20 protein-coding genes are annotated in these 23,396 nt (G+C 72.5%); 17 read left to right on the forward strand and 3 right to left on the reverse strand.

Translation table 11 applies throughout. The features are described 5' to 3' along the window. Positions 1 to 16: 16 nt before the first annotated feature. The 10 genes from OG338_RS22930 (at position 17) to OG338_RS22975 (ending at position 13,991) form a co-directional block, all read left to right on the forward strand. Entirely contained in the window at positions 17 to 1,585 is a 1,569-nt protein-coding gene (locus tag OG338_RS22930; protein ID WP_405939101.1) for a PucR family transcriptional regulator, read from the forward strand. A gap of 107 nt (positions 1,586 to 1,692) precedes the next feature. Further along, the gene (locus OG338_RS22935; RefSeq protein WP_405939102.1) at positions 1,693 to 3,138 is read left to right on the forward strand and encodes an aldehyde dehydrogenase family protein; all 1,446 of its coding nucleotides are present in this window, start codon (positions 1,693 to 1,695) and stop codon (positions 3,136 to 3,138) included. Positions 3,139 to 3,363: 225 nt separating this feature from the next. Then, entirely contained in the window at positions 3,364 to 5,310 is a 1,947-nt protein-coding gene (locus OG338_RS22940) for an acyl-CoA dehydrogenase family protein (RefSeq protein WP_405939103.1), read from the forward strand. A gap of 111 nt (positions 5,311 to 5,421) precedes the next feature. Next, positions 5,422 to 6,657: a 3-phosphoshikimate 1-carboxyvinyltransferase gene (aroA, locus tag OG338_RS22945; protein ID WP_405939104.1), complete on the forward strand. Its 1,236-nt coding sequence runs from the start codon at positions 5,422 to 5,424 to the stop codon at positions 6,655 to 6,657. 78 nt (positions 6,658 to 6,735) lie between these two features. Continuing rightward, on the forward strand, positions 6,736 to 7,998 hold the full coding sequence (dxr, locus tag OG338_RS22950; protein WP_405939105.1) for a 1-deoxy-D-xylulose-5-phosphate reductoisomerase: 1,263 nt from the start codon (positions 6,736 to 6,738) through the stop codon (positions 7,996 to 7,998). After that, complete coding sequence (locus OG338_RS22955; RefSeq protein ID WP_405939106.1) at positions 7,995 to 9,305, forward strand: M50 family metallopeptidase; 1,311 nt, start codon at positions 7,995 to 7,997, stop codon at positions 9,303 to 9,305. The genes dxr and OG338_RS22955 overlap by 4 nt, the downstream gene beginning before the upstream one ends. Positions 9,306 to 9,442: 137 nt before the next feature. Further along, positions 9,443 to 10,597, forward strand: a complete 1,155-nt coding sequence (ispG, locus tag OG338_RS22960; protein WP_405939107.1) for a flavodoxin-dependent (E)-4-hydroxy-3-methylbut-2-enyl-diphosphate synthase — start codon at positions 9,443 to 9,445, stop codon at positions 10,595 to 10,597. A 163-nt stretch (positions 10,598 to 10,760) separates the two neighbouring features. Beyond that, complete coding sequence (locus OG338_RS22965; protein ID WP_405939108.1) at positions 10,761 to 11,606, forward strand: GNAT family N-acetyltransferase; 846 nt, start codon at positions 10,761 to 10,763, stop codon at positions 11,604 to 11,606. 40 nt (positions 11,607 to 11,646) lie between these two features. Then, complete coding sequence (locus OG338_RS22970) at positions 11,647 to 12,213, forward strand: GNAT family N-acetyltransferase (RefSeq protein WP_405939109.1); 567 nt, start codon at positions 11,647 to 11,649, stop codon at positions 12,211 to 12,213. A 74-nt stretch (positions 12,214 to 12,287) separates the two neighbouring features. Beyond that, entirely contained in the window at positions 12,288 to 13,991 is a 1,704-nt protein-coding gene (locus OG338_RS22975) for a proline--tRNA ligase (RefSeq protein WP_405939110.1), read from the forward strand. A gap of 59 nt (positions 13,992 to 14,050) precedes the next feature. On the opposite strand, the gene OG338_RS22980 is transcribed toward OG338_RS22975, so the two are convergent. The 3 genes from OG338_RS22980 to OG338_RS22990 are packed head-to-tail and all read right to left on the reverse strand — an operon-like array spanning position 14,051 to position 16,032. Continuing rightward, positions 14,051 to 14,974, reverse strand: coding sequence for an aminoglycoside phosphotransferase family protein (locus OG338_RS22980; RefSeq protein WP_405939111.1), 924 nt, complete (start codon positions 14,972 to 14,974; stop codon positions 14,051 to 14,053). Between the two features lie 42 nt (positions 14,975 to 15,016). Continuing rightward, on the reverse strand, positions 15,017 to 15,499 hold the full coding sequence (locus OG338_RS22985) for a ferritin-like domain-containing protein (protein WP_405939112.1): 483 nt from the start codon (positions 15,497 to 15,499) through the stop codon (positions 15,017 to 15,019). Beyond that, positions 15,496 to 16,032: a hypothetical protein gene (locus tag OG338_RS22990; RefSeq protein ID WP_405939113.1), complete on the reverse strand. Its 537-nt coding sequence runs from the start codon at positions 16,030 to 16,032 to the stop codon at positions 15,496 to 15,498. The genes OG338_RS22985 and OG338_RS22990 overlap by 4 nt, the downstream gene beginning before the upstream one ends. A 175-nt stretch (positions 16,033 to 16,207) precedes the next feature. Between OG338_RS22990 and rimP the strand changes: the two genes are divergently transcribed. The 7 genes from rimP to truB all read left to right on the forward strand — a co-directional run bounded on the left by rimP (position 16,208) and on the right by truB (position 23,217). Next, entirely contained in the window at positions 16,208 to 16,705 is a 498-nt protein-coding gene (rimP, locus tag OG338_RS22995; protein WP_405939114.1) for a ribosome maturation factor RimP, read from the forward strand. A gap of 2 nt (positions 16,706 to 16,707) precedes the next feature. Beyond that, a complete protein-coding gene (gene nusA, locus OG338_RS23000; protein ID WP_405939115.1) occupies positions 16,708 to 17,748 on the forward strand; it encodes a transcription termination factor NusA in 1,041 nt (346 codons plus the stop codon). 118 nt (positions 17,749 to 17,866) lie between these two features. Beyond that, complete coding sequence (locus OG338_RS23005) at positions 17,867 to 18,145, forward strand: YlxR family protein (protein WP_405939116.1); 279 nt, start codon at positions 17,867 to 17,869, stop codon at positions 18,143 to 18,145. Between the two features lie 147 nt (positions 18,146 to 18,292). Continuing rightward, positions 18,293 to 21,358: a translation initiation factor IF-2 gene (infB, locus tag OG338_RS23010; RefSeq protein WP_405939117.1), complete on the forward strand. Its 3,066-nt coding sequence runs from the start codon at positions 18,293 to 18,295 to the stop codon at positions 21,356 to 21,358. A 137-nt stretch (positions 21,359 to 21,495) separates the two neighbouring features. Further along, positions 21,496 to 21,792 (forward strand): DUF503 domain-containing protein, encoded by a 297-nt coding sequence (locus tag OG338_RS23015; protein ID WP_405939118.1) that lies wholly within the window; start codon positions 21,496 to 21,498, stop codon positions 21,790 to 21,792. Between the two features lie 22 nt (positions 21,793 to 21,814). Then, a complete protein-coding gene (rbfA, locus tag OG338_RS23020; protein ID WP_330313952.1) occupies positions 21,815 to 22,267 on the forward strand; it encodes a 30S ribosome-binding factor RbfA in 453 nt (150 codons plus the stop codon). Continuing rightward, positions 22,264 to 23,217 carry a tRNA pseudouridine(55) synthase TruB gene (truB, locus tag OG338_RS23025; RefSeq protein WP_405939119.1) on the forward strand — a complete coding sequence of 318 codons (954 nt, stop codon included), beginning with the start codon at positions 22,264 to 22,266 and terminating at the stop codon, positions 23,215 to 23,217. Before rbfA ends, truB begins: the two co-directional genes overlap by 4 nt. Positions 23,218 to 23,396 lie beyond the last annotated feature (179 nt).

The raw sequence follows: 23,396 nt of genomic DNA on the forward strand, positions 1-23,396 counted from the left end.
GAAGGCCCTCACCCTCATGCCGCCCACGCTCGCCTCGCTCGTCCAGCACTCGGCGCTCAAACTCACGGTGCGCGCGGGGGCGGACCGCCTCGGCACACCGGTGCGCTGGGCGCACGCCAGCGAGCTGACCGACCCCGTCCCCTATATGGAGGGCGGCGAACTGCTGCTGGTCACCGCGACCAACCTGGACGCGGAGAACCCGGAGGCGATGGGGCGTTACGTGCGCCGGCTCGCCGACGCCGGGGTCGCCGGGCTCGGCTTCGCCGTCGGCGTCAACTACGACGAGGTGCCCCGGCCGCTGATCGGCGCCGCCGAGGAAGCCGGGCTGCCGCTGCTCGAAGTGCCCCGCCGCACCCCCTTCATCGCCATCGCCAAGGCCGTCTCCTCGCAGATCGCGGCCGACCAGTACCGCGCGGTCACCGCCGGCTTCGAGGCGCAGCGCGAACTCACGAGCGCGGCGCTCGCCGGGGACGGCCCCGCCGCCCTCCTCACCCGCCTCGCCGCCCACGTCAACGGCTGGGCCGCCCTCTACGACACCGCCGGGACCGTCGTGGCCGCCGCCCCCGACTGGGCGGCCCGCCGTGCCGCCCGGCTCACCCCCGAGGTGGAGCGGCTGCGCGCCCGCCCCGCCCCGGCCAGCATGGTCGTCGGGGACACCGACGACCGCGTCGAGCTCCAGTCCCTGGGCACCGGCCGCAGGGTCCGCGGCGCCCTCGCCGTCGGCACCGGGGCCGCCCTCGGCACCGCCGAGCGGTATGCCGTGCACTCGGCGGTCGCCCTGCTCACCCTCACCACCGCCCGCTCCCGCGCCCTCCAGGGCGCCGAACAGCGCCTCGGCGCGGCGGTGCTCCGGATGCTGCTCGCCGGCCAGCCCGACCACGCCCGCGCGGTCGCCGGGGACCTCTACGGCGGGCTGCTCGACGCCCCCTTCCGGCTGCTCATCGCCGAGGGCCAGGACCCCACGGCCACGGCACTCCTCGCCGACGCCCTGGACACCGCCGCCGACCGGTCCGGCGAGACCCTGCTGATGGTCCCCGAGGGTGAACGCCTCCTGGTGCTGGCCGCCGACGGCGGCGCGGCGGTGACCGCCTGCCAGGCGTATGCCGAGGCGCAGGACGGGCTGACCCCGCGCGAGCCGGCCGCCGCCCAGGAGAGCGATGTCGTGGTGGGCATGTCCGCCCCGGCCGGACCGGTCGCCGTCTCCGCCGCGTACAAGCAGGCCGAACAGGCCCTCTCGGTGGCCCGCCGCCGGGGCCGGGCGCTGGTCGAGCACGCCGAGCTGGCCACCGGGTCCGTGCTGCCGCTGCTCGCCGACGACGCGGTGCGGGCCTTCGCGGACGGGATGCTGCGCGCGCTGTACGAGCACGACGCCAAGGGCCGGGGCGATCTGGTCGCCTCCGTGCGCGCCTGGCTCTCGCACCACGGGCAGTGGGACGCGGCCGCCGCCGACCTGGGGGTCCACCGGCACACCCTGCGGTACCGGATGCGGCGGGTGGAGGAGATCCTCGGGCGCTCGCTGGACGACCCGGACGTCCGGATGGAGCTCTGGCTCGCCCTGAAGGTCACCACACCCCCTGGCCAATAAGGCGCGCCCCGGCCCCGCTCTGCTCCACCCAGGACAAACGCCAGGCGGCCCCGGCGGCCCTACCGTGGGGGCCGACACACCCCACGCCATCGAAGGGCCGGAACTCCATGACCTCCACCCACGCCTTCTGGCTGGCCGGCCGCCAGGCCACCGGCGAGGAAAGCTTCGACGTCACCAACTCCTGGGACGGGCGCCTCGTCGGAACGGTCTCCGTACCGACCGCGGCCCAGGTCGAGGAGGCCGTCGCCGCCGCGCACGCCGTGCGCGAGGAGTTCGCCGCGACTCCGGCCCACGTCCGCGCCGCCGCGCTCGACCACGTGGCCCGCCGGCTCGCCGAGCGCACCGAGGAGCTCGCCCAGCTGATCTCCGCCGAGAACGGCAAGCCCGTCAAGTGGGCGCGCGGCGAGGTCGGGCGCGCCGTGTCCGTGTTCCGCTTCGCCTCCGAGGAGGCCCGCCGGTTCAACAGCGGCGAGGCCCAGCGCCTGGACACCGACGCCGGCGGCACCGGCCGGCTCGGCCTCACCCGGCGCTTCCCGCGCGGCACCGTCCTCGGCATCGCGCCCTTCAACTTCCCGCTGAACCTGAGCGCCCACAAGGTCGCCCCGGCCATCGCCGTCGGCGTCCCGATCATCCTCAAGCCCGCCCCGGCGACGCCGGTCTCCTCGCTGGTCCTGGGCGAACTGCTGGCCGAGACGGACCTCCCGGCCGGCTCCTGGTCGGTCCTCACGGTCCCCAACGACCGGATGCCCGCCCTGGTCCAGGACGAGCGGCTGCCCGTGATCTCCTTCACCGGGTCCGCCCCCGTCGGCTACGCGATCATGGACTCGGTGCCCCGTAAACACTGCACGCTGGAGCTCGGCGGCAACGGCGCCGCCGTCGTCCTCGGTGACTTCGCCTCCGACGAGGACCTGGACTGGGCCGCGACCCGCATCGCGACCTTCTCCAACTACCAGGGCGGTCAGTCCTGCATCTCGGTCCAGCGCGTCATCGCCGACGCGGCGGTGTACGACCGGCTGCTGCCCAGGATCGTCGCCGCCGTGCAGGCCCAGGTCACCGGCGACCCGTCCGACCCCACCACCGACGTCGGCCCGCTGGTGGACGAGGCCGCCGCCCGGCGCGTCGAGTCCTGGGTCGACGAGGCCGTCGCGGCGGGCGCCCGGCTCCTCGCGGGCGGCGAGCGCGACGGGTCCACGTACGCCCCGACCGTCCTCGCCGACCTGCCCGACGGCGTCACCCTCGCCACCGAGGAGGTCTTCGGGCCGGTCCTGTCCGTGCAGAAGGTCAACGGCGAGGCCGAGGCGTTCGCCGCCGTCAACGCCTCGCAGTACGGGCTCCAGGCGGGCGTGTTCACCCATGACATCCAGGCCGCCTTCCGCGCCCACCGCGCGCTGGAGGTCGGCGGTGTGATCATCGGCGACGTCCCCTCGTACCGTGCCGACCAGATGCCGTACGGCGGCGCCAAGCAGTCCGGCGTGGGCCGCGAGGGCGTCCGCTACGCGATGGACGACTACACCTACGAACGCGTCCTCGTCCTCACCGGCCTCGCGCTCTGACACCCACCCGGACGCCTCCCGCACCCGGCGGCGGGCAGCGGAGTGGCGACCGACCCGATCGGCGCCCCGAGGCTGGTCGAGTCAGCCGGAATCGGGTACATACGGACGGTAGGGCCTGTCCGGCGGACAGGCCCTAGAACCGGACAGGTACGCGCGCACGGACGGACTCCGCCGCCCGTGCGCCTGCCGGGTCCGCCACCCGACGACGCGGCGAGGTGAGCCCTCATGTCCGCTCCATCCGCACAACAGCCCACGCCCAAGGTCACCGAACGCGAAGCGCGCCAGGTCGCCGAGGACGCCAGGGAACAGGACTGGCGCAAACCCAGCTTCGCCAAGGAACTCTTCCTCGGCCGCTTCCGCCCGGACCTGATCCACCCGCACCCGCAGCCCGCCGGCGAGGACGTCCGGCGCGGCGAGGAATTCCTCGCCAGGCTCCGCGAGTTCTGCGAGAACCGGGTCGACGGCGCCCTCATCGAACGCGAGGCGAAGATCCCCGACGAGGTCGTGAACGGCCTCAAGGAGCTCGGCGCGCTCGGCATGAAGATCGACGTCGAGTACGGCGGCCTCGGCCTGACCCAGGTCTACTACAACCGGGCCCTCGCCCTGGCCGGCTCCGCCAGCCCCGCGATCGGCGCGCTGCTCTCCGCCCACCAGTCGATCGGCGTGCCGCAGCCGCTGAAGACCTTCGGCACCCAGGAGCAGAAGGACACCTTCCTGCCCCGGCTGGCCCGTACCGACATCTCGGCCTTCCTCCTCACCGAACCGGACGTGGGCTCCGACCCCGCACGGCTCGCCACCACCGCCGTCCGGGACGGGGACGACTACGTCCTCGACGGGGTGAAGCTGTGGACCACCAACGGTGTCGTCGCGGACCTGCTGGTCGTCATGGCACGTGTACCGAAGTCCCCGGAGGGGAAGGGCGGCATCACCGCTTTCGTAGTCGAGGCGGACGCCCCCGGCATCACCGTCGAGCACCGCAACTCCTTCATGGGCCTGCGCGGCATCGAGAACGGCGTCACCCGTTTCCACCAGGTGCGGGTGCCCGCGGCGAACCGCATCGGCCCCGAGGGCGCCGGGCTCAAGATCGCGCTCACCACGCTCAACACCGGCCGGCTCTCGCTGCCCGCGATGTGCGTCGGCTCCGGCAAATGGTGCCTGAAGATCGCCCGCGAATGGTCCGCCGTCCGCGAGCAGTGGGGCAGGCCGGTCGCCCGGCACGAGGCCGTCGGCTCCAAGATCGCCTTCATCGCCGCGACCACCTTCGCCCTGGAAGCCGTGGTCGACCTCGCCTCGCAGATGGCCGACGAGGACCGCAACGACATCCGTATCGAAGCGGCGCTCGCCAAGCTGTACGGCTCCGAGATGGGCTGTCTGATCGCCGACGAACTGGTCCAGATCCGCGGCGGACGCGGCTTCGAGACCGCCGCCTCCCTCGCCGCCCGGGGCGAACGGGCCGTGCCCGCCGAACAGATGCTCCGCGACATGCGGATCAACCGGATCTTCGAGGGCTCCACGGAGATCATGCACCTGCTGATCGCCCGCGAGGCCGTCGACGCCCACCTCAAGGTCGCCGGCGACATCATCGACCCCGACAAACCGCTCTCCGCCAAGGCGAAGGCGGGCGCCAACGCGGCCGGCTTCTACGCCAAGTGGCTGCCCAAGCTCGTCGCGGGCCCCGGTCAGCTCCCCACCACCTACGCCGAGTTCCACCCGGCCGGCCACCCGGACCTGGCCACACATCTGCGGTACGTCGAACGCGCCTCCCGCAAGCTGGCCCGCTCCACGTTCTACGCGATGTCCCGCTGGCAGGGCCGGATGGAGACCAAACAGGGCTTCCTCGGCCGGATCGTGGACATCGGCGCCGAACTCTTCGCGATGAGCGCCGCCTGCGTCCGCGCCGAGCACCTGCGCGCCACGGACGAACACGGCCGCGAGGCGTACCAGCTCGCCGACGCCTTCTGCCGCCAGGCCCGCATCCGCGTCGAGGAGCTGTTCACCCGGCTCTGGTCCAACACCGACGACCTGGACCGGCGCGTCGTGGAGGGCGTCCTGTCCGGCACGTACGGCTGGCTGGAGGAGGGTGTGGTCGACCCGAGCGGCGAGGGCCCCTGGATCGCCGACGCCACCCCCGGCCCGTCCACCGAGGAGAACGTCCACCGCCCGATCCGCTGAGCCACCGGGCTCCGGGCCGGCCACCGCTCCGGGTCACCGGACACCGCGGGGCGCGTCCAGTCGCTGGACGCGCCCCGCCGCACGCCCCGGTACACGGCAGGATGGACGCCCGTGACCGTCATCCATGTCCCCGGCTCCAAGTCCGTCACCGCGCGCGCCCTCTTCCTGGCCGCCGCCGCGAACGGCCGCAGCACGCTCGTACGCCCGCTGAGCTCCGACGACACCGAGGGCTTCGCGGCCGGGCTCACCGCGCTCGGCTACGAGGTCGGGCAGGAGGCGGACGCCTGGCACATCACCGGCCGCCCCGCCGGGCCCGCCGCCCCCGAGGCCGACGTCTACTGCCGCGACGGGGCCACCACCGCCCGCTTCCTGCCCACCCTCGCGGCGGCCGGCGCCCGCGGCAGCTACCGCTTCGACGCCTCCGCCCAGATGCGCCGCCGCCCCCTCGCCCCGCTCACCGAGGCCCTGCGCACCCTCGGCGTCGACCTGCGCCACGAGCAGGCCGAGGGCCACCACCCGCTGCGCATCGAGGCCGCCGGCATCAAGGGCGGCGAACTCACCCTGGACGCCGGGCAGTCCAGCCAGTACCTCACCGCCCTGCTGATGCTCGGCCCGCTCACCGGAACCGGGCTGCGGATCACCGTCACCGACCTGGTTTCGGCGCCCTACATCGAGATCACCCTCGCGATGATGCGCTCCTTCGGCGCCGAGGTCACCCGGAGCGGCCCCGACGGCACCGTCTTCACCGTGCGGCCCGGCGGCTACCGCGCCACCACCTACGCCGTCGAACCCGACGCCTCCACCGCGAGCTACTTCTTCGCCGCCGCCGCCCTCACCGGCCGCGAGATCACCGTCCCCGGACTCGGCGAGGGCGCCCTCCAGGGGGACCTGCGGTTCACCGACGTCCTGCGCCGCATGGGCGCCGACGTGCACATGACCGCCGACTCCACCACGGTCCGCTCGAACGGCACCCTCAGCGGCCTCACCGTCAACATGCGCGACATCTCCGACACCATGCCCACGCTCGCCGCGATCGCCCCCTTCGCCTCGGGACCCGTCCGCATCGAGGACGTCGGCAACACCCGCGTGAAGGAGTGCGACCGGCTGGAGGCGTGCGCGGACAACCTGCGGCGCATGGGCATCACGGTCACCACGGGCCCCGACTGGATCGAGATCCAGCCCGGCACACCCGGGCCTGTCGAGATCGAGACGCACGGCGACCACCGCATCGTCATGTCGTTCGCCGTCGCCGGCCTGCGCACCCCCGGCATCACGTACGACGACCCCGGCTGCGTACGCAAGACGTTCCCCGGCTTCCACGAGGCGTTCGCCGCCGCCACCCGCTGACGGGGGAGCGCGGGGACGGGGGACACGGACGGGTCAACCCGGGACACCCTGTCCCCGCGCACAGCGGGAGCGGCGACAATGGGGCCCATGACCGACAGCCCTGCCCCTCTCGCCGACCCGCACCTCGTCTTCGACGCCGTGGAAGGACGCCGGGATCTCGTCATCCTCGGCTCCACCGGGTCCATCGGCACCCAGGCCATCGACCTGGTGCTGCGCAACCCCGACCTCTTCCGCGTCACCGCGCTGTCCGCGGCCGGCGGCCGGGTCGCCCTCCTCGCCGAGCAGGCCCGCCTGCTCAAGGTGCGCACCGTCGGCGTCGCCTCGCCCGAGGCCGTGCCCGCCCTGCGCGAGGCGCTGCGCCAGGAGTACGGGGCGGGCGAGCCGCTTCCCGAGATCCTCGCCGGGCCCGACGCGGCGACGGAGCTGGCCGCGAGCGACTGCCACACCGCGCTCAACGGGATCACCGGCTCCATCGGCCTCGCCCCGACCCTGGCCGCCCTGAAGGCGGGCCGCACCCTGGCGCTCGCCAACAAGGAGTCCCTGATCGTCGGCGGCCCCCTGGTCAAGGCGCTGGCCGCCCCGGGGCAGATCATCCCCGTCGACTCGGAGCACGCCGCGCTCTTCCAGGCGCTCGCCGCCGGCACCCGCGCCGATGTGCGCCGGCTCGTCGTCACCGCGTCCGGCGGCCCCTTCCGCGGCCGCACCAGGAGCGAGCTGGCCGAGGTCACCCCCGAGCAGGCCCTCGCGCACCCGACCTGGGCCATGGGCCCGGTCATCACCGTGAATTCGGCCACCCTGGTCAACAAGGGCCTCGAAGTCATCGAGGCGCACCTGCTCTACGACATCCCCTTCGACCGCATCGAGGTCGTCGTCCACCCCCAGTCGTACGTGCACTCCATGGTCGAGTTCACCGACGGCTCCACGCTCGCCCAGTGCACCCCGCCCGACATGTGCGGCCCGATCGCCATCGGCCTCGGCTGGCCGCTGCGCGTCCCGGACGCGGCGCCCGCCTTCGACTGGACGAAGGCGTCCAGCTGGGAGTTCTTCCCGCTGGACACCGAAGCCTTCCCGTCCGTCGGCCTCGCCCGGCACGTCGGCGCGCTGGGCGGCACCGCGCCCGCCGTGTTCAACGCGGCCAACGAGGAGTGCGTCGACGCGTTCCTGTCCGGGAAGCTGCCCTTCAACGGCATCATGGACACGGTCACCGCGGTGGTGGGCGAACACGGAACGCCCGCCTCGGGAACTTCTCTTACCGTCGCGGACGTACTGGAAGCGGAGACCTGGGCGCGGACCCGGGCCCGGGAACTCTCGGCCGAGGCCATCGCGGAGGCACACGCATGAGCATGACGACGATCCTGCTGACGATTCTCGGCATCGTGATCTTCGCCTTCGGCCTGCTGTTCTCCATCGCCTGGCACGAGCTCGGCCATCTGTCGACGGCGAAGCTGTTCGGCATCCGCGTCCCCCAGTACATGGTCGGCTTCGGCCCCACCATCTGGTCCCGCAAGAAGGGCGACACCGAGTACGGCATCAAGGCCATCCCGGCCGGCGGCTACATCCGCATGATCGGGATGTTCCCGCCCGGCGCCGACGGCAAGCTGGAGGCCCGCTCCACCTCGCCCTGGCGCGGCATGATCGAGGACGCCAGATCCGCCGCCTTCGAAGAGCTGGAACCGGGCGACGAGAAGCGCCTCTTCTACACGCGCAAACCGTGGAAGCGCGTGATCGTCATGTTCGCCGGGCCCTTCATGAACCTGGTCCTGGCCGTGGCGATCTTCCTCGGCGTCGCCATGTCCTTCGGCTTCCAGACCAACACCACCGAGGTCGCCGGCGTCCAGAAGTGCGTCATCCCGCAGAGCGCGGAGCGCGAGACCTGCGAGAAGACCGACGCCGTCTCGCCCGCGCAGGCCGCCGGGCTGAAGAAGGGCGACAAGATCGTCGCCTTCGACGGCGAGCGGATGGACTCCTGGGACACCCTCTCCGACCGCATCCGCGACACCATCGGCCCCGCCACCATCACGGTCGAACGCGACGGACAGGAGAAGGACCTGCACGCGGTCCTCCTGAAGAACGCCGTCGCCAAGAAGGACTCCCACGGCGAGGCGGTCGCCGGCGAATTCGTCACGGCCGGCTACCTCGGCTTCGCCGCCCGGACGAAGATCCTCCCGCTCTCCTTCGGCGACTCGGTCGTCCGCATGGGCGACATGGTGGAGAACGGCGTCGACTCGATCATCGCCCTGCCCTCCAAGATCCCCGCCCTGTGGGACGCCGCCTTCGGCGACGGCGAACGCGCTGCGGACTCCCCGGTCGGCGTCGTCGGCGCGGCCCGCATCGGCGGCGAGGTGATGACGCTCGACGTCCCGGCGGAGAACCAGATCGCGATGATGCTGTTCCTGCTGGCCGGCTTCAACCTCTCGCTGTTCCTCTTCAACATGCTGCCGCTGCTCCCGCTCGACGGCGGCCACATCGCGGGCGCCCTGTGGGAGGCACTGCGCCGGAACACCGCACGCGTCTTCAAGCGCCCCGACCCCGGCCCGTTCGACGTTGCCAAGCTGATGCCCGTCGCCTACGTGGTCGCCGGGGTCTTCATCTGCTTCACCCTGCTCGTCCTCGTCGCCGACGTGGTCAACCCGGTCAAGCTCACCTGACCGGGGCCCGCCGGACGGCCCGACATTCCGTGCGGGCCGGACGCGGTGTGCTCCCGGCCGCCGCCGGTGACGTAACCTCGAAGGCCGGAGCCCGCCGATACCGGGACCTCGATCCACACCTTGGGGATGCTCAGCGCATGACTGCGATTTCTCTCGGAATGCCCGCCGTTCCGACCAAGCTCGCCGACCGGCGGGTCAGCCGGAAGATCCAGGTCGGCTCGGTTGCGGTCGGCGGGGACGCGCCCGTCTCGGTGCAGTCGATGACGACGACCCGTACGTCCGACATCGGCGCGACGCTTCAGCAGATCGCCGAACTCACCGCCTCCGGCTGCCAGATCGTCCGCGTGGCCTGCCCGACGCAGGACGACGCGGACGCCCTGAAGATCATCGCGGCCAAGTCGCAGATCCCGGTGATCGCGGACATCCACTTCCAGCCGAAGTACGTCTTCGCCGCGATCGACGCCGGCTGCGCCGCGGTGCGCGTCAACCCGGGCAACATCAAGCAGTTCGACGACAAGGTCAAGGAGATCGCGCGCGCCGCGAAGGACGCCGGCACGCCGATCCGGATCGGCGTCAACGCCGGCTCGCTGGACGCCCGGCTGCTGAAGAAGTACGGCAAGGCCACCCCCGAGGCCCTGGTCGAGTCCGCGCTCTGGGAGGCGTCCCTCTTCGAGGAGCACGACTTCCGCGACATCAAGATCTCGGTCAAGCACAACGACCCGGTCGTGATGGTCAACGCCTACCGCCAGCTCGCCGCCCAGTGCGACTACCCGCTGCACCTCGGCGTCACCGAGGCGGGCCCCGCCTTCCAGGGCACCATCAAGTCGGCCGTCGCCTTCGGCGCCCTGCTCAGCGAGGGCATCGGCGACACCATCCGCGTTTCGCTCTCCGCCCCGCCCGCCGAAGAGGTAAAGGTCGGCATCCAGATCCTGGAGTCGCTGAACCTGCGCCAGCGCCGCCTGGAGATCGTCTCCTGCCCCTCCTGCGGCCGCGCCCAGGTCGACGTCTACAAGCTTGCCGACCAGGTCAGCGCCGGCCTTGAGGGCATGGAGGTCCCGCTGCGCGTCGCCGTCATGGGCTGCGTCGTCAACGGCCCCGGCGAGGCCCGCGAGGCCGACCTCGGCGTCGCCTCCGGCAACGGCAAGGGCCAGATCTTCGTCAAGGGCGAGGTCATCAAGACCGTGCCCGAGTCGAAGATCGTGGAGACCCTCATCGAGGAGGCCATGAAGATCGCCGAGCAGATGGAGAAGGACGGCGTCGCCTCCGGCGAACCCGAGGTCTCCATCAGCTGACCCGCTCCGCCCCCGGCAGCGCCCCGCGAGGACCCCTCGGCGGGGCGCCGCCATGTGTACGGGCCACGGCGGATGCGCGGAGCCGTTCCCGGGCACGAGCGGCGTCACTCAGGCTCTTCGGTTACAGTGCGGAAATCAGCAGACCGCATGGTGAGGCCCCCTCGTGTTGACGCACACCACTACCCGGGTCCTCGAACCCAGCGACCTCGGCGCCGCGCTCGCCATCCTGGAGAGCGAGCCCGTGGCCAACGCCTTCGTGACGTCCCGCGTGCAGATCGCCGGACTCGACCCCTGGCGCCTCGGCGGCGAAATGTGGGGCTGGTACGCCGACGGCCGGCTCCGCTCCCTGTGCTACTCGGGCGCCAACCTCGTCCCCATCTGCGCCGGGCCCGAAGCCGTCCGCGCCTTCGCCGACCGCGCCCGCCGGGCCGGCCGCCGCTGCTCCTCGATCGTCGGCCCCGCCGAGCCCACCGCCGAGCTGTGGCGCCTCCTCGAACCGGGCTGGGGCCCCGCCCGCGAGGTCCGGGCCAACCAGCCCCTCATGGTTACCGAGAGCCCGTCCGCCGACATCGAACCCGACCCGCTCGTCCGCCGCGTCCGCAAGGACGAGATGGACATCCTGATGCCCGCCTGCATCGACATGTTCACCGAGGAGGTCGGCGTCTCCCCGCTCGCCGGCGACGGCGGACTCCTCTACCAGGCCCGCGTCGCCGAACTCATCGGCGCCGGCCGCTCCTTCGCCCGGATCGATGACGGCGAGGTCGTCTTCAAGGCGGAGATCGGCGCCACCACCCCGCAGGCGTGCCAGATCCAGGGCGTGTGGGTCGCCCCCGAACACCGCGGCCGCGGCCTCTCCGAGACCGGCATGGCCGCCGTACTGCGATACGCGCTGGCCGACGTCGCCCCGGTCGTCAGCCTGTACGTGAACGACTACAACACCCCCGCCCGCAAGGCGTACCACCGCATCGGCTTCCGGGAGACCGGCGCCTTCATGAGCGTGCTCTTCTGACCGGCCCCCGACCCGGGGCCCCGGACAGTAGGGTCGGCCCATGGCAGCAGCTTCCGGGGGCGGCCCCCGCACCACCGGTGTCCGGGTCGGGCCGATCGACCTCGCGGCCCGCGTCGACGAGGCCCTGGCCGTCCAGGCCGTCGCCTTCGGCCTGAGCGCCGGGGAGATCGAGGTCCGCCGGCACATCGTGCTCCGGCACCTCGACCACCCGCACGCCCGCGCGCTCGGCGCCCTGACACCCGAGGGCCGGCTCGTCGGCTTCGTCTACGGCATGCCCAACGACCGCGGCCACTGGTGGTCCACCGTCGTGGAGCCCTATCTCCGCGCCACCGGCAGCGCCCACTGGCTGAACGACGCCTTCGTGATCACCGAGCTCCACGTCCACCCGGACTTCCAGAACCGGGGCGTCGGACGCACCCTGATCACCACCATCACCGACGCCGTCGCCCAGCCCCGCTCGATCCTCTCCGCGATCGACACCGAGAGCCCGGCCCGCGGCCTCTACCGCTCCCTCGGCTACCAGGACCTCGCCCGCCAGGTGCTCTTCCCCAGCGCCCCCAAGCCGTACGCGGTGATGGGGGCGCCCCTGCCACTGCGCCGTACGTGAGGGAATGGATTTCCGCCCGCACGGGCCGCCCCGCTAACCTCGGGCCCATCACCCTTTCCGAGCAGGAGTTCACCATGGCCCAGGTCCAGCGCATGTCCCGATTGATGATCAAGACACTGCGCGACGACCCGGCGGACGCCGAGACGCTCAACCACAAGCTCCTCGTCCGAGCCGGCTACGTACGACGCACCGCCGCCGGAATCTGGTCCTGGCTGCCGCTCGGCAAGAAGGTCCTGGAGAACATCACCCGCGTCGTCCGCGAGGAGATGGACGCCATCGGCGGCCAGGAGGTCCTGCTCCCCGCGCTGCTGCCCAAGGAGCCCTACGAGGCGAGCGGCCGCTACGACGAGTACGGCGACCTGCTGTTCCGGCTCCAGGACCGCAAGGGCTCCGACTACCTCCTCGGCCCCACGCACGAGGAGATCTTCACCCAGGTCGTCAAGGACATGTGCTCGTCCTACAAGGACCTGCCGGTCATCCTGTACCAGATCCAGACGAAGTACCGCGACGAGGCCCGCCCCCGGGCCGGTGTGCTGCGCGGCCGCGAGTTCCAGATGAAGGACTCGTACTCCTTCGACACCACCGACGAGGGCCTGGTCGAGGCGTACCAGCTGCACCGCGCCGCGTACATCCGCATCTTCGAGCGGCTCGGCCTGGACCACCGCATCGTGTCCGCCGTCTCCGGCGCCATGGGCGGCTCCGCCTCCGAGGAGTTCCTGGCCCCGGCACCCGCCGGCGAGGACACCTTCGTGGACTGCCCGAACTGCGACTACGCGGCCAACACCGAGGCCGTCACCTTCAACGCCACCCCCGGCGACGCCGCGTCCGCCGGCCCCGTCGAGGAGCTGGACACCCCCGACACCCCGACCATCGAGACCCTGGCCGTGCACCTCGGCGTGCCGGCCTCCGCCACGCTGAAGAACCTGCTGGTCAAGGTCGACGGCGAGATCGTCGCCGTGGGCGTGCCCGGCGACCGCGAGGTGGACCTCGGCAAGCTGGGCGAGCACCTGACCCCGGCCGTGGTCGAGCTGGTCACCGCCGAGGACTTCGTCGGCCGCCCCGACCTCGTACGCGGCTATGTCGGCCCCCAGGGCCTGGAGAAGGTCCGCTACATCGCCGACCCCCGCGTCGCCCCCGGCACCGCCTGGATCACCGGCGCCAACAAGGACGGCAAGCACGCGAAGAACGTCGTCGCGGGCCGCGACTTCGAGGTGGACGACTACCTGGACGTCGTCGTGGTCGAGGCGGGCGACCCCTGCCCCAAGTGCGGCACCGGCCTCCAGGTCGACCGCGCCATCGAGATCGGCCACATCTTCCAGCTCGGCCGCAAGTACGCCGACATCTTCGCGCTCGACGTGCTCGGCCAGCAGGGCAAGCCCGTCCGCGTCACGATGGGCTCGTACGGCATCGGCGTCTCCCGCGCCGTGGCCGCCCTCGCCGAGCAGACCGCCGACGACAAGGGCCTGTGCTGGCCCCGCGAGGTCGCCCCGGCCGACGTCCACGTCGTCGCCGCGGGCAAGGCCCTCCAGACCGAACTGGCCCTGGAGGTCTCCGACAAGCTGGCCGCCGCCGGACTGCGCGTCCTGGTGGACGACCGCGCCGGCGTCTCGCCCGGCGTCAAGTTCACCGACTCCGAGCTGATCGGCGTCCCGAAGATCCTGGTCGCCGGCCGCCGCTCCGCCGAAGGCGTCCTGGAGCTGAAGGACCGCCGCACCGGCGAGCGCGAGGAGCTGACGGTCGAGGAGGCCATCGCCCGCCTCTCCGAGCAGCAGGACTGACGCTCCTTACGCGTGAGGGCCCCGCACGGAATGTTCCGTGCGGGGCCCTCACGCATGTCTTACAGCCAGCCCGCGAACTCCAGGGTCACTTCGCCCTCCTGGCGGCGCCCGGCCGCCAGCGCCCGGGTGCCCGACTCCACCGCGCGGAACAGCGTCCAGCCGTGCAGCCGCTCCTGGTCCACGTCCAGCGAGTCCGCGAGCTTCTTGACCCGGCGCCGGGCCGTCGTCGCCCCGGCGGGCGAGGCGATCAGGTCCTCCACCCGGTCCCGGACCAGCCGCGCCAGATCGTAAGCCCGCTCACCGACCAGCGGCTCGGGCCCGACCGTCAGCCAGGGCGCCCGCTCACCCGCGAGCACCTTGCTCTGCCGGAAGTTGCCGTGCAGCAGCAGCGTCTCGGAGGAGCCGGCGACCAGCCCGTCGCGGGCCGCGAGCGCCGCGGTGACCAGGGGTTCGAGCGCGGGGTCGGACGCGGCGGCGGCGCGCATCGCGTCCACCCGCCGCCCGGTCCGCTCGGCGACCGTCTCGAAGCCGTGCCCGGCCGGCGGGTCCACCCACAGCCGGCGCACCGTCCCGGCCGCTTCGAGGAGCGCCTTCGCCTCCGGCAGCGACCGCAACGACATCTCGGGGTGCAGCCGCTCCAGGAGCAGCGCGCCCGCCACCGGCCGCCCGCCGTCCGCGGGATCGAGCAGCCGCACCGCGCCCCAGCCGTTCCAGTGCGCCAGCGCCGCCTGTTCGAGCCCCGGCGCGGCACCGGACGGGGCCAGCTTCAGGGCGGCCGGGGTGCCGTCGGCCCCCCGGACCAGCAGAACCAGACTGCTGCGCCCGCCGGGGGCCGCGACCCGCTCCACGACCGGGGCGCGGCCGGTCGCGGCCAGCGCCTGCCCGGTCAGTGCGGGAAGCCCCGCGAGCCATTCCCCGGCGGCCGTATCCCCGTACGACTCGCCGAGCGCTCGCACCAGACGCTGCGGCGGTTCAAAACCCATACGTGCTGTGTTCCCTTTCAAGCCTTCTCGTGTGCGCCCTTTTCAGCGCGCGGTGGCGGCCCCGGCCCGCGTCTCCGTGCCGGCCTCGGCACCGGCCCGCTCCGCGAGCCCGGGAAAGGGTACGCCGCTGCCCCGCCAGCGCGCCGCGCGTACCGCGGCCTCCCGCAACGCGTCCGCCGCGCTGCGCCGCAGCGACCCCTCGGCGGCCCGGACCAGGTCGGAGTAGACGTACCCGACGCGGTCCTCAAGCACCGCGGCGAGCCGGACCGCCGCCGCCGCGTCCGGCACCGCGAACGGCAGAGCGTACGCGGCGTCCGAGGCCACCGGCTCACCGCCCAGGTCCCGGACCGTGCGGACCAGGGCATCGCGGCGGGCGCGGTGGGCGTGGAAGGCGGCGGTGGCCTCGGCCCGGCGCGCTGCCGCGACCCGGCCGCCCGCGACCCCGTAGCCGTAGACGGCGGCGTGCTCGGCGGCCAGCGCCGCCTGGGCAGCCTCCAGCGGGCCGTCGTTCTTGCCGTCGCTCATGCCGGGGTCTCCTTGGCCAGTTCGGTCAGCAGGTAGGCGTGCGCCGCGCAGGCGGCGGCGACCGAGGCCAGCAGCCGGGCCAGCTCCCCGGGCGCCTCCGGGAGCAGCGCGGTGTAGGCGTCCGCCGCGGCGCGCTCCGCCGCCGCCAGCTCCTTGACCGCGGCGGCGGGCCCGGTGGCGCGCGAGCGGGCCATGCCGAGCGCGGGGGTCTTCTCCGGGGAGAGCGCCTTGAGATGGGCGCGGACCGCGTCACGCAGCGGGGTGAGGGCCGCCGTCGTCGTCGGATGGGCCCGCAGCACCTGCTCGTAACCGGCGAGCAGGGTCGCCGTGGTGCGGGTGGCTCCGGTGCGCAGCGCCTTCTCCGCGCGCGCCGAGGATGCCTTGCCGGCGGCGGTCCGCGCGCCGCTGTGCGCGGAGCCCTTGGTGGACCCGCCCGTGTCGTCGTCGCTTCCGCAGCCGGACAGCACCGCCCCGGCGGCCAGCGCGCCGGTCGCCGCGAGCGCGCCCCTGCGCGTCGTCCCCGTACGCCGCACTTGCTCTCCTTCGGGCTGGACCTGTCTTGACTGGATCTGTCCGGAAGTGATCACCGCTTGTGAGCGTACCCGCGCCCGGGGGACCGGCTGACAGCAACACCCCTTGCGACCGGATACCCTTTGACCAGACACGCGAGATCCCCACAACAGCACACGCGGCCGAGGAGTCACCCGGATGAGCACCACCCAGAGCGAGAGGCTGCGCGGGCTGGTCGAACCGCTCGTCAGCGCCGAGCAGCTGGAGCTGGAAGAGATCGAAGTCTCCCGGGCAGGCCGCCGCAGGGTGCTGCGGATCGTGGTGGATTCCGATGAGGGTGTCGAGCTCGACACCTGCGCGGAGCTGAGCCGCGCGATCTCCGCGAAGCTGGACGAGACCGATGTGATGGGCGAGGACGAATACGTCCTGGAGGTCAGTTCGCCCGGCGCCGACCGCCCGCTCTCGGAGCACCGCCATTACGTACGCGCCACCGGGCGCCTCGCCAGGCTGACCCTGCGCGAGGGCGGCGAGCTGGTGGCCCGCATCCTCGCGGTGGACGAGGACGGTCTCGACCTGGAGGTGCCGGGCGTCAAGGGCCGCAAGCCCACCGCCCGCCGGATCGCCTTCGACGAGATCGCCAAGGCCCGCGTGGAGCTGGAATTCAACCGCAAGGACAAGAAGGAAGAGGAGGCGTAGCCGTGGACATCGACGTGAAGCTCCTGAGGGGCTTGGCGCAGGACAAGGAGATCCCGTTCGACGTCCTGGTCGAGGCGATCGAGTCGGCCCTCCTCATCGCGTACCACCGCACCGACGGCAGCCACCGCAGGGCGCGTGTGGAGCTGGACGAGCGCGGTCATGTGACGGTGTGGGCCAAGGAGGACCCGGCCGATCTGGAGGAGGGGCAGGAGCCCAAGGAGTTCGACGACACCCCGTCGGGCTTCGGCCGGATCGCCGCGACCACCGCCAAGCAGGTCATCCTCCAGCGTCTGCGCGACGCCGAGGACGACCGCACGTTCGGCGAGTACGCGGGCCACGAGGGCGATGTCGTCACCGGCGTCGTCCAGCAGGGCAAGGACCCGAAGAACGTCCTGGTCGACATCGGCAAGCTGGAGGCCATCCTGCCGGTGCAGGAGCAGGTGCCCGGCGAGGAGTACACCCACGGCCTGCGGCTGCGCACCTACGTGGTGCGCGTCGCCAAGGGCGTGCGCGGCCCCTCCGTCACGCTGTCGCGGACCCACCCCAACCTGGTGAAGAAGCTCTTCGCGCTGGAGGTCCCGGAGATCGCCGACGGTTCCGTCGAGATCTGCGCGATCGCCCGCGAGGCCGGCCACCGCACCAAGATCGCGGTCCGCTCGACCCGCTCCGGCCTCAACGCCAAGGGCGCCTGCATCGGCCCGATGGGCGGACGTGTGCGCAATGTGATGGCCGAGCTGCACGGCGAGAAGATCGATATCGTGGACTGGTCGGACGACCCGGCCGAGCTGGTCGCCAACGCGCTGTCACCCGCCAGGGTGAGCGAGGTCGAGGTCGTTGACCTCGGCGCCCGTTCCGCCCGGGTGACCGTGCCGGACTACCAGCTCTCGCTGGCGATCGGCAAGGAGGGGCAGAACGCCCGCTTGGCCGCCCGCCTCACCGGCTGGCGCATCGACATCCGCCCGGACACCGAGACCGACGCCGAGCGCGACGTCGCCGACCGCGAGCGCGCCGAGCGGGCCCGGGAGCGCTCGGACCGGCGCTGACGCGCCCCTGAGCGGCACCGGGGAATAGATCCCGTCGACCGGCCGCTGAGATCACGACAACGTCCGTTCGATTTTTGCCCCAAAGGGGTGAGGTCGGTGCGGGGAGGTAGACTTAACCGTGTCTGGCCGGACGCAAGCCCGCGCTTGCCCTGAGCGAACCTGTGTGGGATGCCGGGAGCGGGCGGCCAAGAACGAGTTGCTGCGCATCGTCGTGGACGGGGACGCCTGCGTCCCCGATCCTCGCGGTACGCTGCCCGGCCGGGGTGCCTATGTGCATCCCGTCCCCGACTGTCTGGACCTGGCGGTTCGCCGCCGGGCATTCCCCCGGGCCTTCAAGGCCAAGGGGCCGTTCGACCCGACCGCGGTACAGCGGTTCGTCGAGCGGGTGACACCGTAAGAAATGAACGGCACGGGTCCCCGTGCGGTCAGGTACCTCGCGAGTTGGAAGTAGGTCGAGATTGCGATGAGCACTCGATGAGTACGCGATGAGTACGCCCATGAAGTAGCGACGGTCCGGCGGTAACCCGGACCTAAAAGGAGCGAAGTGGCTAAGGTCCGGGTATACGAACTCGCCAAGGAGTTCGGTGTGGAGAGCAAGGTCGTCATGGCCAAGCTCCAAGAACTCGGTGAATTCGTCCGTTCGGCGTCCTCGACGATCGAGGCGCCGGTCGTGCGCAAGTTGACTGACGCACTGCAGGGGCCCGGCGGCAACGCCGGCAAGCCCGCTGCCAAGCCGGGCGCGCCTCGCAAGGCCGCCCCCGCCAAGCCCGCGGCGCCCTCACCGGCCGCGGCACGTCCCGCTGCCCCGAAGCCCGGCGCCCCGGCCCCCAAGCCGGCCGCCGCCGAGGCCCCGAGCAGCACCCCCGCCGCCCCGTCGGCGCCGGCCCCCGGCCCGCGTCCGGGCCCGAAGCCCGCGCCGAAGGCCCCGGTCACGCCGGTGCCCGCCGCGGAGTTCTCGGCCCCCGCCCCGGCCCAGCCGGCCGCGCCGCAGGCCCCGCGCCCCACCGGCGCGACCCCCGGCCCCCGTCCCGCGCGTCCGGCCCCGTCCGGTCAGCAGGGTGGCGGCCAGCGTGACGGCGGCCGCGGCGGCGAGCGCCCCGCGCGTCCCGCCGGCCAGGGCGCCCCGCGCCCCGGCGCCCGTCCGGCCGGTCCCCGTCCGGGCAACAACCCCTTCACCTCCGGTGGCTCGACGGGCATGTCCCGTCCGCAGACACCCCGTCCCGGCGGCGCCCCGCGTCCCGGTGGCGGCCAGGAGCGTCCCGGCGCCCCGCGTCCGCAGGGCGGTCCCGGTGGCGCCCCGCGCCCGCAGGGCCAGGCCGGCGGCGGTGCCCCGCGTCCGACTCCGGGCGGCATGCCCCGGCCGCAGGCGCCCCGTCCGGGCGGCGGCCCCGGTGGTAACCGACCCAACCCGGGCATGATGCCGCAGCGTCCCGCTGCCGGTCCCCGTCCCGGTGGTGGCCCCGGCGGTGGCCGCGGTCCCGGCGGCGGCGGTCGTCCGGGCGGCGCCGGCCGTCCCGGCGGCGGCTTCGCGGGCCGTCCGGCCGGTCCCGGTGGCGGTGGCGGCGGCTTCGCCGGCCGTCCCGGTGGCGGCGGTGGCGGCGCGGGCCGTCCCGGCGGCGGCGGTGGCTTCGGCGGCCGTCCCGGCTTCGGCGGCCGTCCCGGCGGCCCCGGTGGCCGTGGTGGCACGCAGGGTGCCTTCGGCCGTCCCGGTGGTCCCGCGCGTCGTGGCCGCAAGTCGAAGCGGCAGAGGCGCCAGGAGTACGAGGCCATGCAGGCCCCGTCGGTCGGCGGCGTGATGCTGCCTCGCGGCAACGGACAGGCCGTCCGGCTGTCGCGCGGTGCCTCGCTCACCGACTTCGCCGAGAAGATCAACGCCAACCCGGCTTCGCTGGTCGGCGTCATGATGAACCTCGGCGAGATGGTCACCGCCACGCAGTCCGTCTCCGACGAGACGCTGAAGCTCCTCGCGGACGAGATGAACTTCGTCCTGGAGATCGTCAGCCCGGAGGAGGAGGACCGCGAGCTGCTGGAGTCCTTCGACATCGAGTTCGGCGAGGACGAGGGCGGCGACGAGGCCCTGCTGCCGCGTCCGCCGGTCGTGACCGTCATGGGTCACGTCGACCACGGTAAGACGCGACTCCTGGACGCGATCCGCAAGACGAACGTCATCGCGGGCGAGGCCGGCGGCATCACCCAGCACATCGGTGCCTACCAGGTCGGTGCCGAGGTCAACGGCGAGGACCGTCGGATCACCTTCATCGACACCCCGGGTCACGAGGCGTTCACCGCCATGCGTGCCCGTGGTGCGAAGTCGACCGACATCGCGATCCTCGTGGTGGCGGCGAACGACGGTGTGATGCCCCAGACGATCGAGGCGCTGAACCACGCCAAGGCGGCCGACGTGCCGATCGTGGTCGCGGTCAACAAGATTGACGTCGAGGGTGCCGACCCGACCAAGGTGCGCGGCCAGCTCACCGAGTTCGGTCTGGTGGCCGAGGAGTACGGCGGCGACACCATGTTCGTCGACATCTCCGCCAAGCAGGGTCTGCACATCGACCAGCTGCTGGAGGCCGTCGTCCTCACCGCCGACGCCTCGCTCGACCTGCGGGCCAACCCGGAGCAGGACGCGCAGGGCATCGCGATCGAGTCCCACCTCGACCGCGGCCGCGGTGCCGTCGCGACCGTCCTGGTCCAGCGAGGCACCCTGCGGGTCGGCGACACGATGGTCGTCGGCGACGCCTACGGCCGGGTCCGCGCGATGCTCGACGACAAGGGCGAGAACGTCGAGGAAGCGGGTCCGTCGACCCCCGTCCTCGTGCTGGGTCTCACCAACGTCCCGGGCGCCGGCGACAACTTCCTCGTCGTGGACGAGGACCGTACGGCCCGCCAGATCGCCGAGAAGCGTGCCGCCCGCGAGCGCAACGCCAACTTCGCCCGCAAGGGTGTCCGGTTCTCCCTGGAGAATCTGGACGAGGCGCTCAAGGCCGGTCTGGTCCAGGAGCTCAACCTCATCATCAAGGGCGACGCGTCCGGTTCGGTGGAGGCTCTCGAGTCCTCGCTGCTCCAGCTCGACGTCGGTGAAGAGGTCGACATCCGGGTCCTGCACCGCGGTGTGGGTGCGGTCACCGAGTCGGACATCGACCTGGCGACCGGCTCCGACGCCATCGTGATCGGCTTCAACGTGCGCGCCGCCGGGCGTGCGCAGCAGATGGCCGACCGCGAGGGTGTGGACGTCCGTTACTACTCGGTCATCTACCAGGCGATCGAGGAGATCGAGGCGGCCCTCAAGGGCATGCTCAAGCCGGAGTACGAAGAGGTCGAGCTCGGTACGGCGGAGATCCGCGAGATCTTCCGCTCGTCCAAGCTGGGCAACATCGCCGGTGTGCTCGTCCGGTCCGGCGAGGTCAAGCGCAACACCAAGGCGCGCCTGCTGCGCGACGGCAAGGTCGTCGCGGAGAACCTCACCATCTCCGGTCTGCGCCGCTTCAAGGACGACGTCACCGAGATCCGCGAAGGCTTCGAGGGCGGTATCAACCTCGGAAACTTCAACGACATCAAGATCGACGACGTCATCGCGACGTACGAGATGCGCGAGAAGCCGCGAGGCTGACCCGTACCTCAACAGTCGGGGCCGGTCGACGGGACCTATTTCCGTCGATCGGCCCCGGCCGTTCCGTGTACGGTTCTTGTGTCCCCGCCGATCATCGGCGGGGCGCGAACCCGAACCGGCGGGACATCCGGGCATACATGTATGTGGGGACACTGTCCTTCGACCTGCTTCTCGGCGACGTACGGTCGCTGAAGGAGAAGCGCTCCCTGGTCCGACCGATCGTCGCCGAACTCCAGCGCAAATACGCGGTGAGCGCGGCGGAGACGGGCGGACAGGACCTCCATCGCAGGGCCGAGATCGGCCTCGCCATGGTTTCCGGGGACACCCGGCACCTCACAGACGTACTCGACCGGTGCGAGCGCCTTGTCGCCGCCCGGCCGGAAGTGGAGCTGCTGTCCGTACGGCGGCGGCTGCACAGCGACGAAGACGATTGAGCAAGGCGAAGGAGACGGACCAGTGGCCGACAACGCGCGGGCTAAGAAGCTGGCGGACCTCATCCAGGAGGTGGTCGCCGGGAAACTGCAGCGCGGCATCAAGGACCCGCGCCTGGGGACCCACGTGACGATCACGGACGTCCGCGTCACCGGTGACCTGCGGGAGGCCACGGTCTTCTACACGGTCTACGGCGACGACGAGGAGCGGGCCAGCGCGGCGGCCGGCCTCCAGAGCGCCAAGGGCATCCTGCGGTCGGCGGTCGGCTCGGCGGCGGGGACGAAGTTCACCCCGACGCTCACCTTCGTGGCCGACGCCCTCCCGGAGAACGCCCGGGCCATCGAGGACCTGCTCGACCGGGCACGGGCCTCGGACGCCAAGGTGCGCGAGGCGTCCTCGGGCGCCACGTACGCCGGCGAGGCGGACCCGTACCGCAAGCCGGAGGACGAGACCGACGAGGACGCAGCCTCCGAATGACGCAGAACAAGACGCCTCAGGAAGGGGGCGGGAGCGCAGCGACCCCGGGCAAGGGCGGTGGCGGGCGACGGGAGGGCGGCCTTGTCATTGTCGACAAGCCGTCCGGCTTCACTTCGCATGACGTCGTCGCCAAGATGCGCGGCATCGCCCGTACCCGCCGCGTCGGCCACGCCGGCACCCTGGACCCGATGGCGACCGGTGTGCTGGTGCTCGGCGTCGAGAAGGCCACCAAGCTCCTCGGCCACCTCGCGCTGACCGAGAAGGAGTACCTGGGCACGATCCGGCTCGGCCAGAACACCGTCACGGACGACGCGGAGGGCGAGATCACCTCGTCCGCCGACGCCTCCGGCGTGACGCGTGAGGGGATCGACGCCGGGGTCGCCGCCCTGACCGGCGCCATCATGCAGGTGCCGTCCAAGGTCAGCGCCATCAAGATCGACGGCAAACGGTCCTACGCGCGGGTGCGCGGCGGCGAGGAGTTCGAGATCCCGGCCCGGCCGGTGACCGTCTCGTCCTTCCGCGTCTACGACGTCCGCGAGGCCGTCGCCGAGGACGGTACGCCGGTGCTCGACCTGGTCGTCTCGGTGGTCTGCTCCTCGGGGACGTACATCCGGGCCATCGCCCGTGACCTGGGCGCCGGGCTCGGGGTGGGCGGTCATCTGACCGCCCTGCGGCGGACCCGCGTCGGCCCGTACGGGCTGGACGCCGCGCGCACTCTGGACCAGCACCAGGAGGAGCTGACCGTGATGCCGGTGGCCGAGGCCGCCGCATCGGCGTTCCCCCGCTGGGACGTGGACGAGAAGCGGGCCAAGCTGCTGCTGAACGGCGTACGCCTGGACATGCCCGCGTACCCGCCGGGGCCGGTCGCGGTCTTCGGGCCGGACGGGCGGTTCCTGGTGCTGGTCGAGGAGCAGAAGGGCAAGGCCAAGAGCCTCGCCGTCTTCGCCTGACCGGACACCGGCGCCTTACCGGACCTCATCGTGGAGCGGGCAGAGCCCCCTCGTACCCGCTCCACGATCCCCCCACCCATTCCTGTCCGGCGAACGCCCCCGATTCACCCCAACGGGCAGGCGCTCGGAGTGAATCAGGGGGTGACGGGGGCGCTTTCGCCCTGAGTGGTCCGCGCGGG

It is taken from the genome of Streptomyces sp. NBC_00726 (assembly GCF_045161735.1).
Classification (GTDB): Bacteria; Actinomycetota; Actinomycetes; order Streptomycetales; family Streptomycetaceae; genus Streptomyces.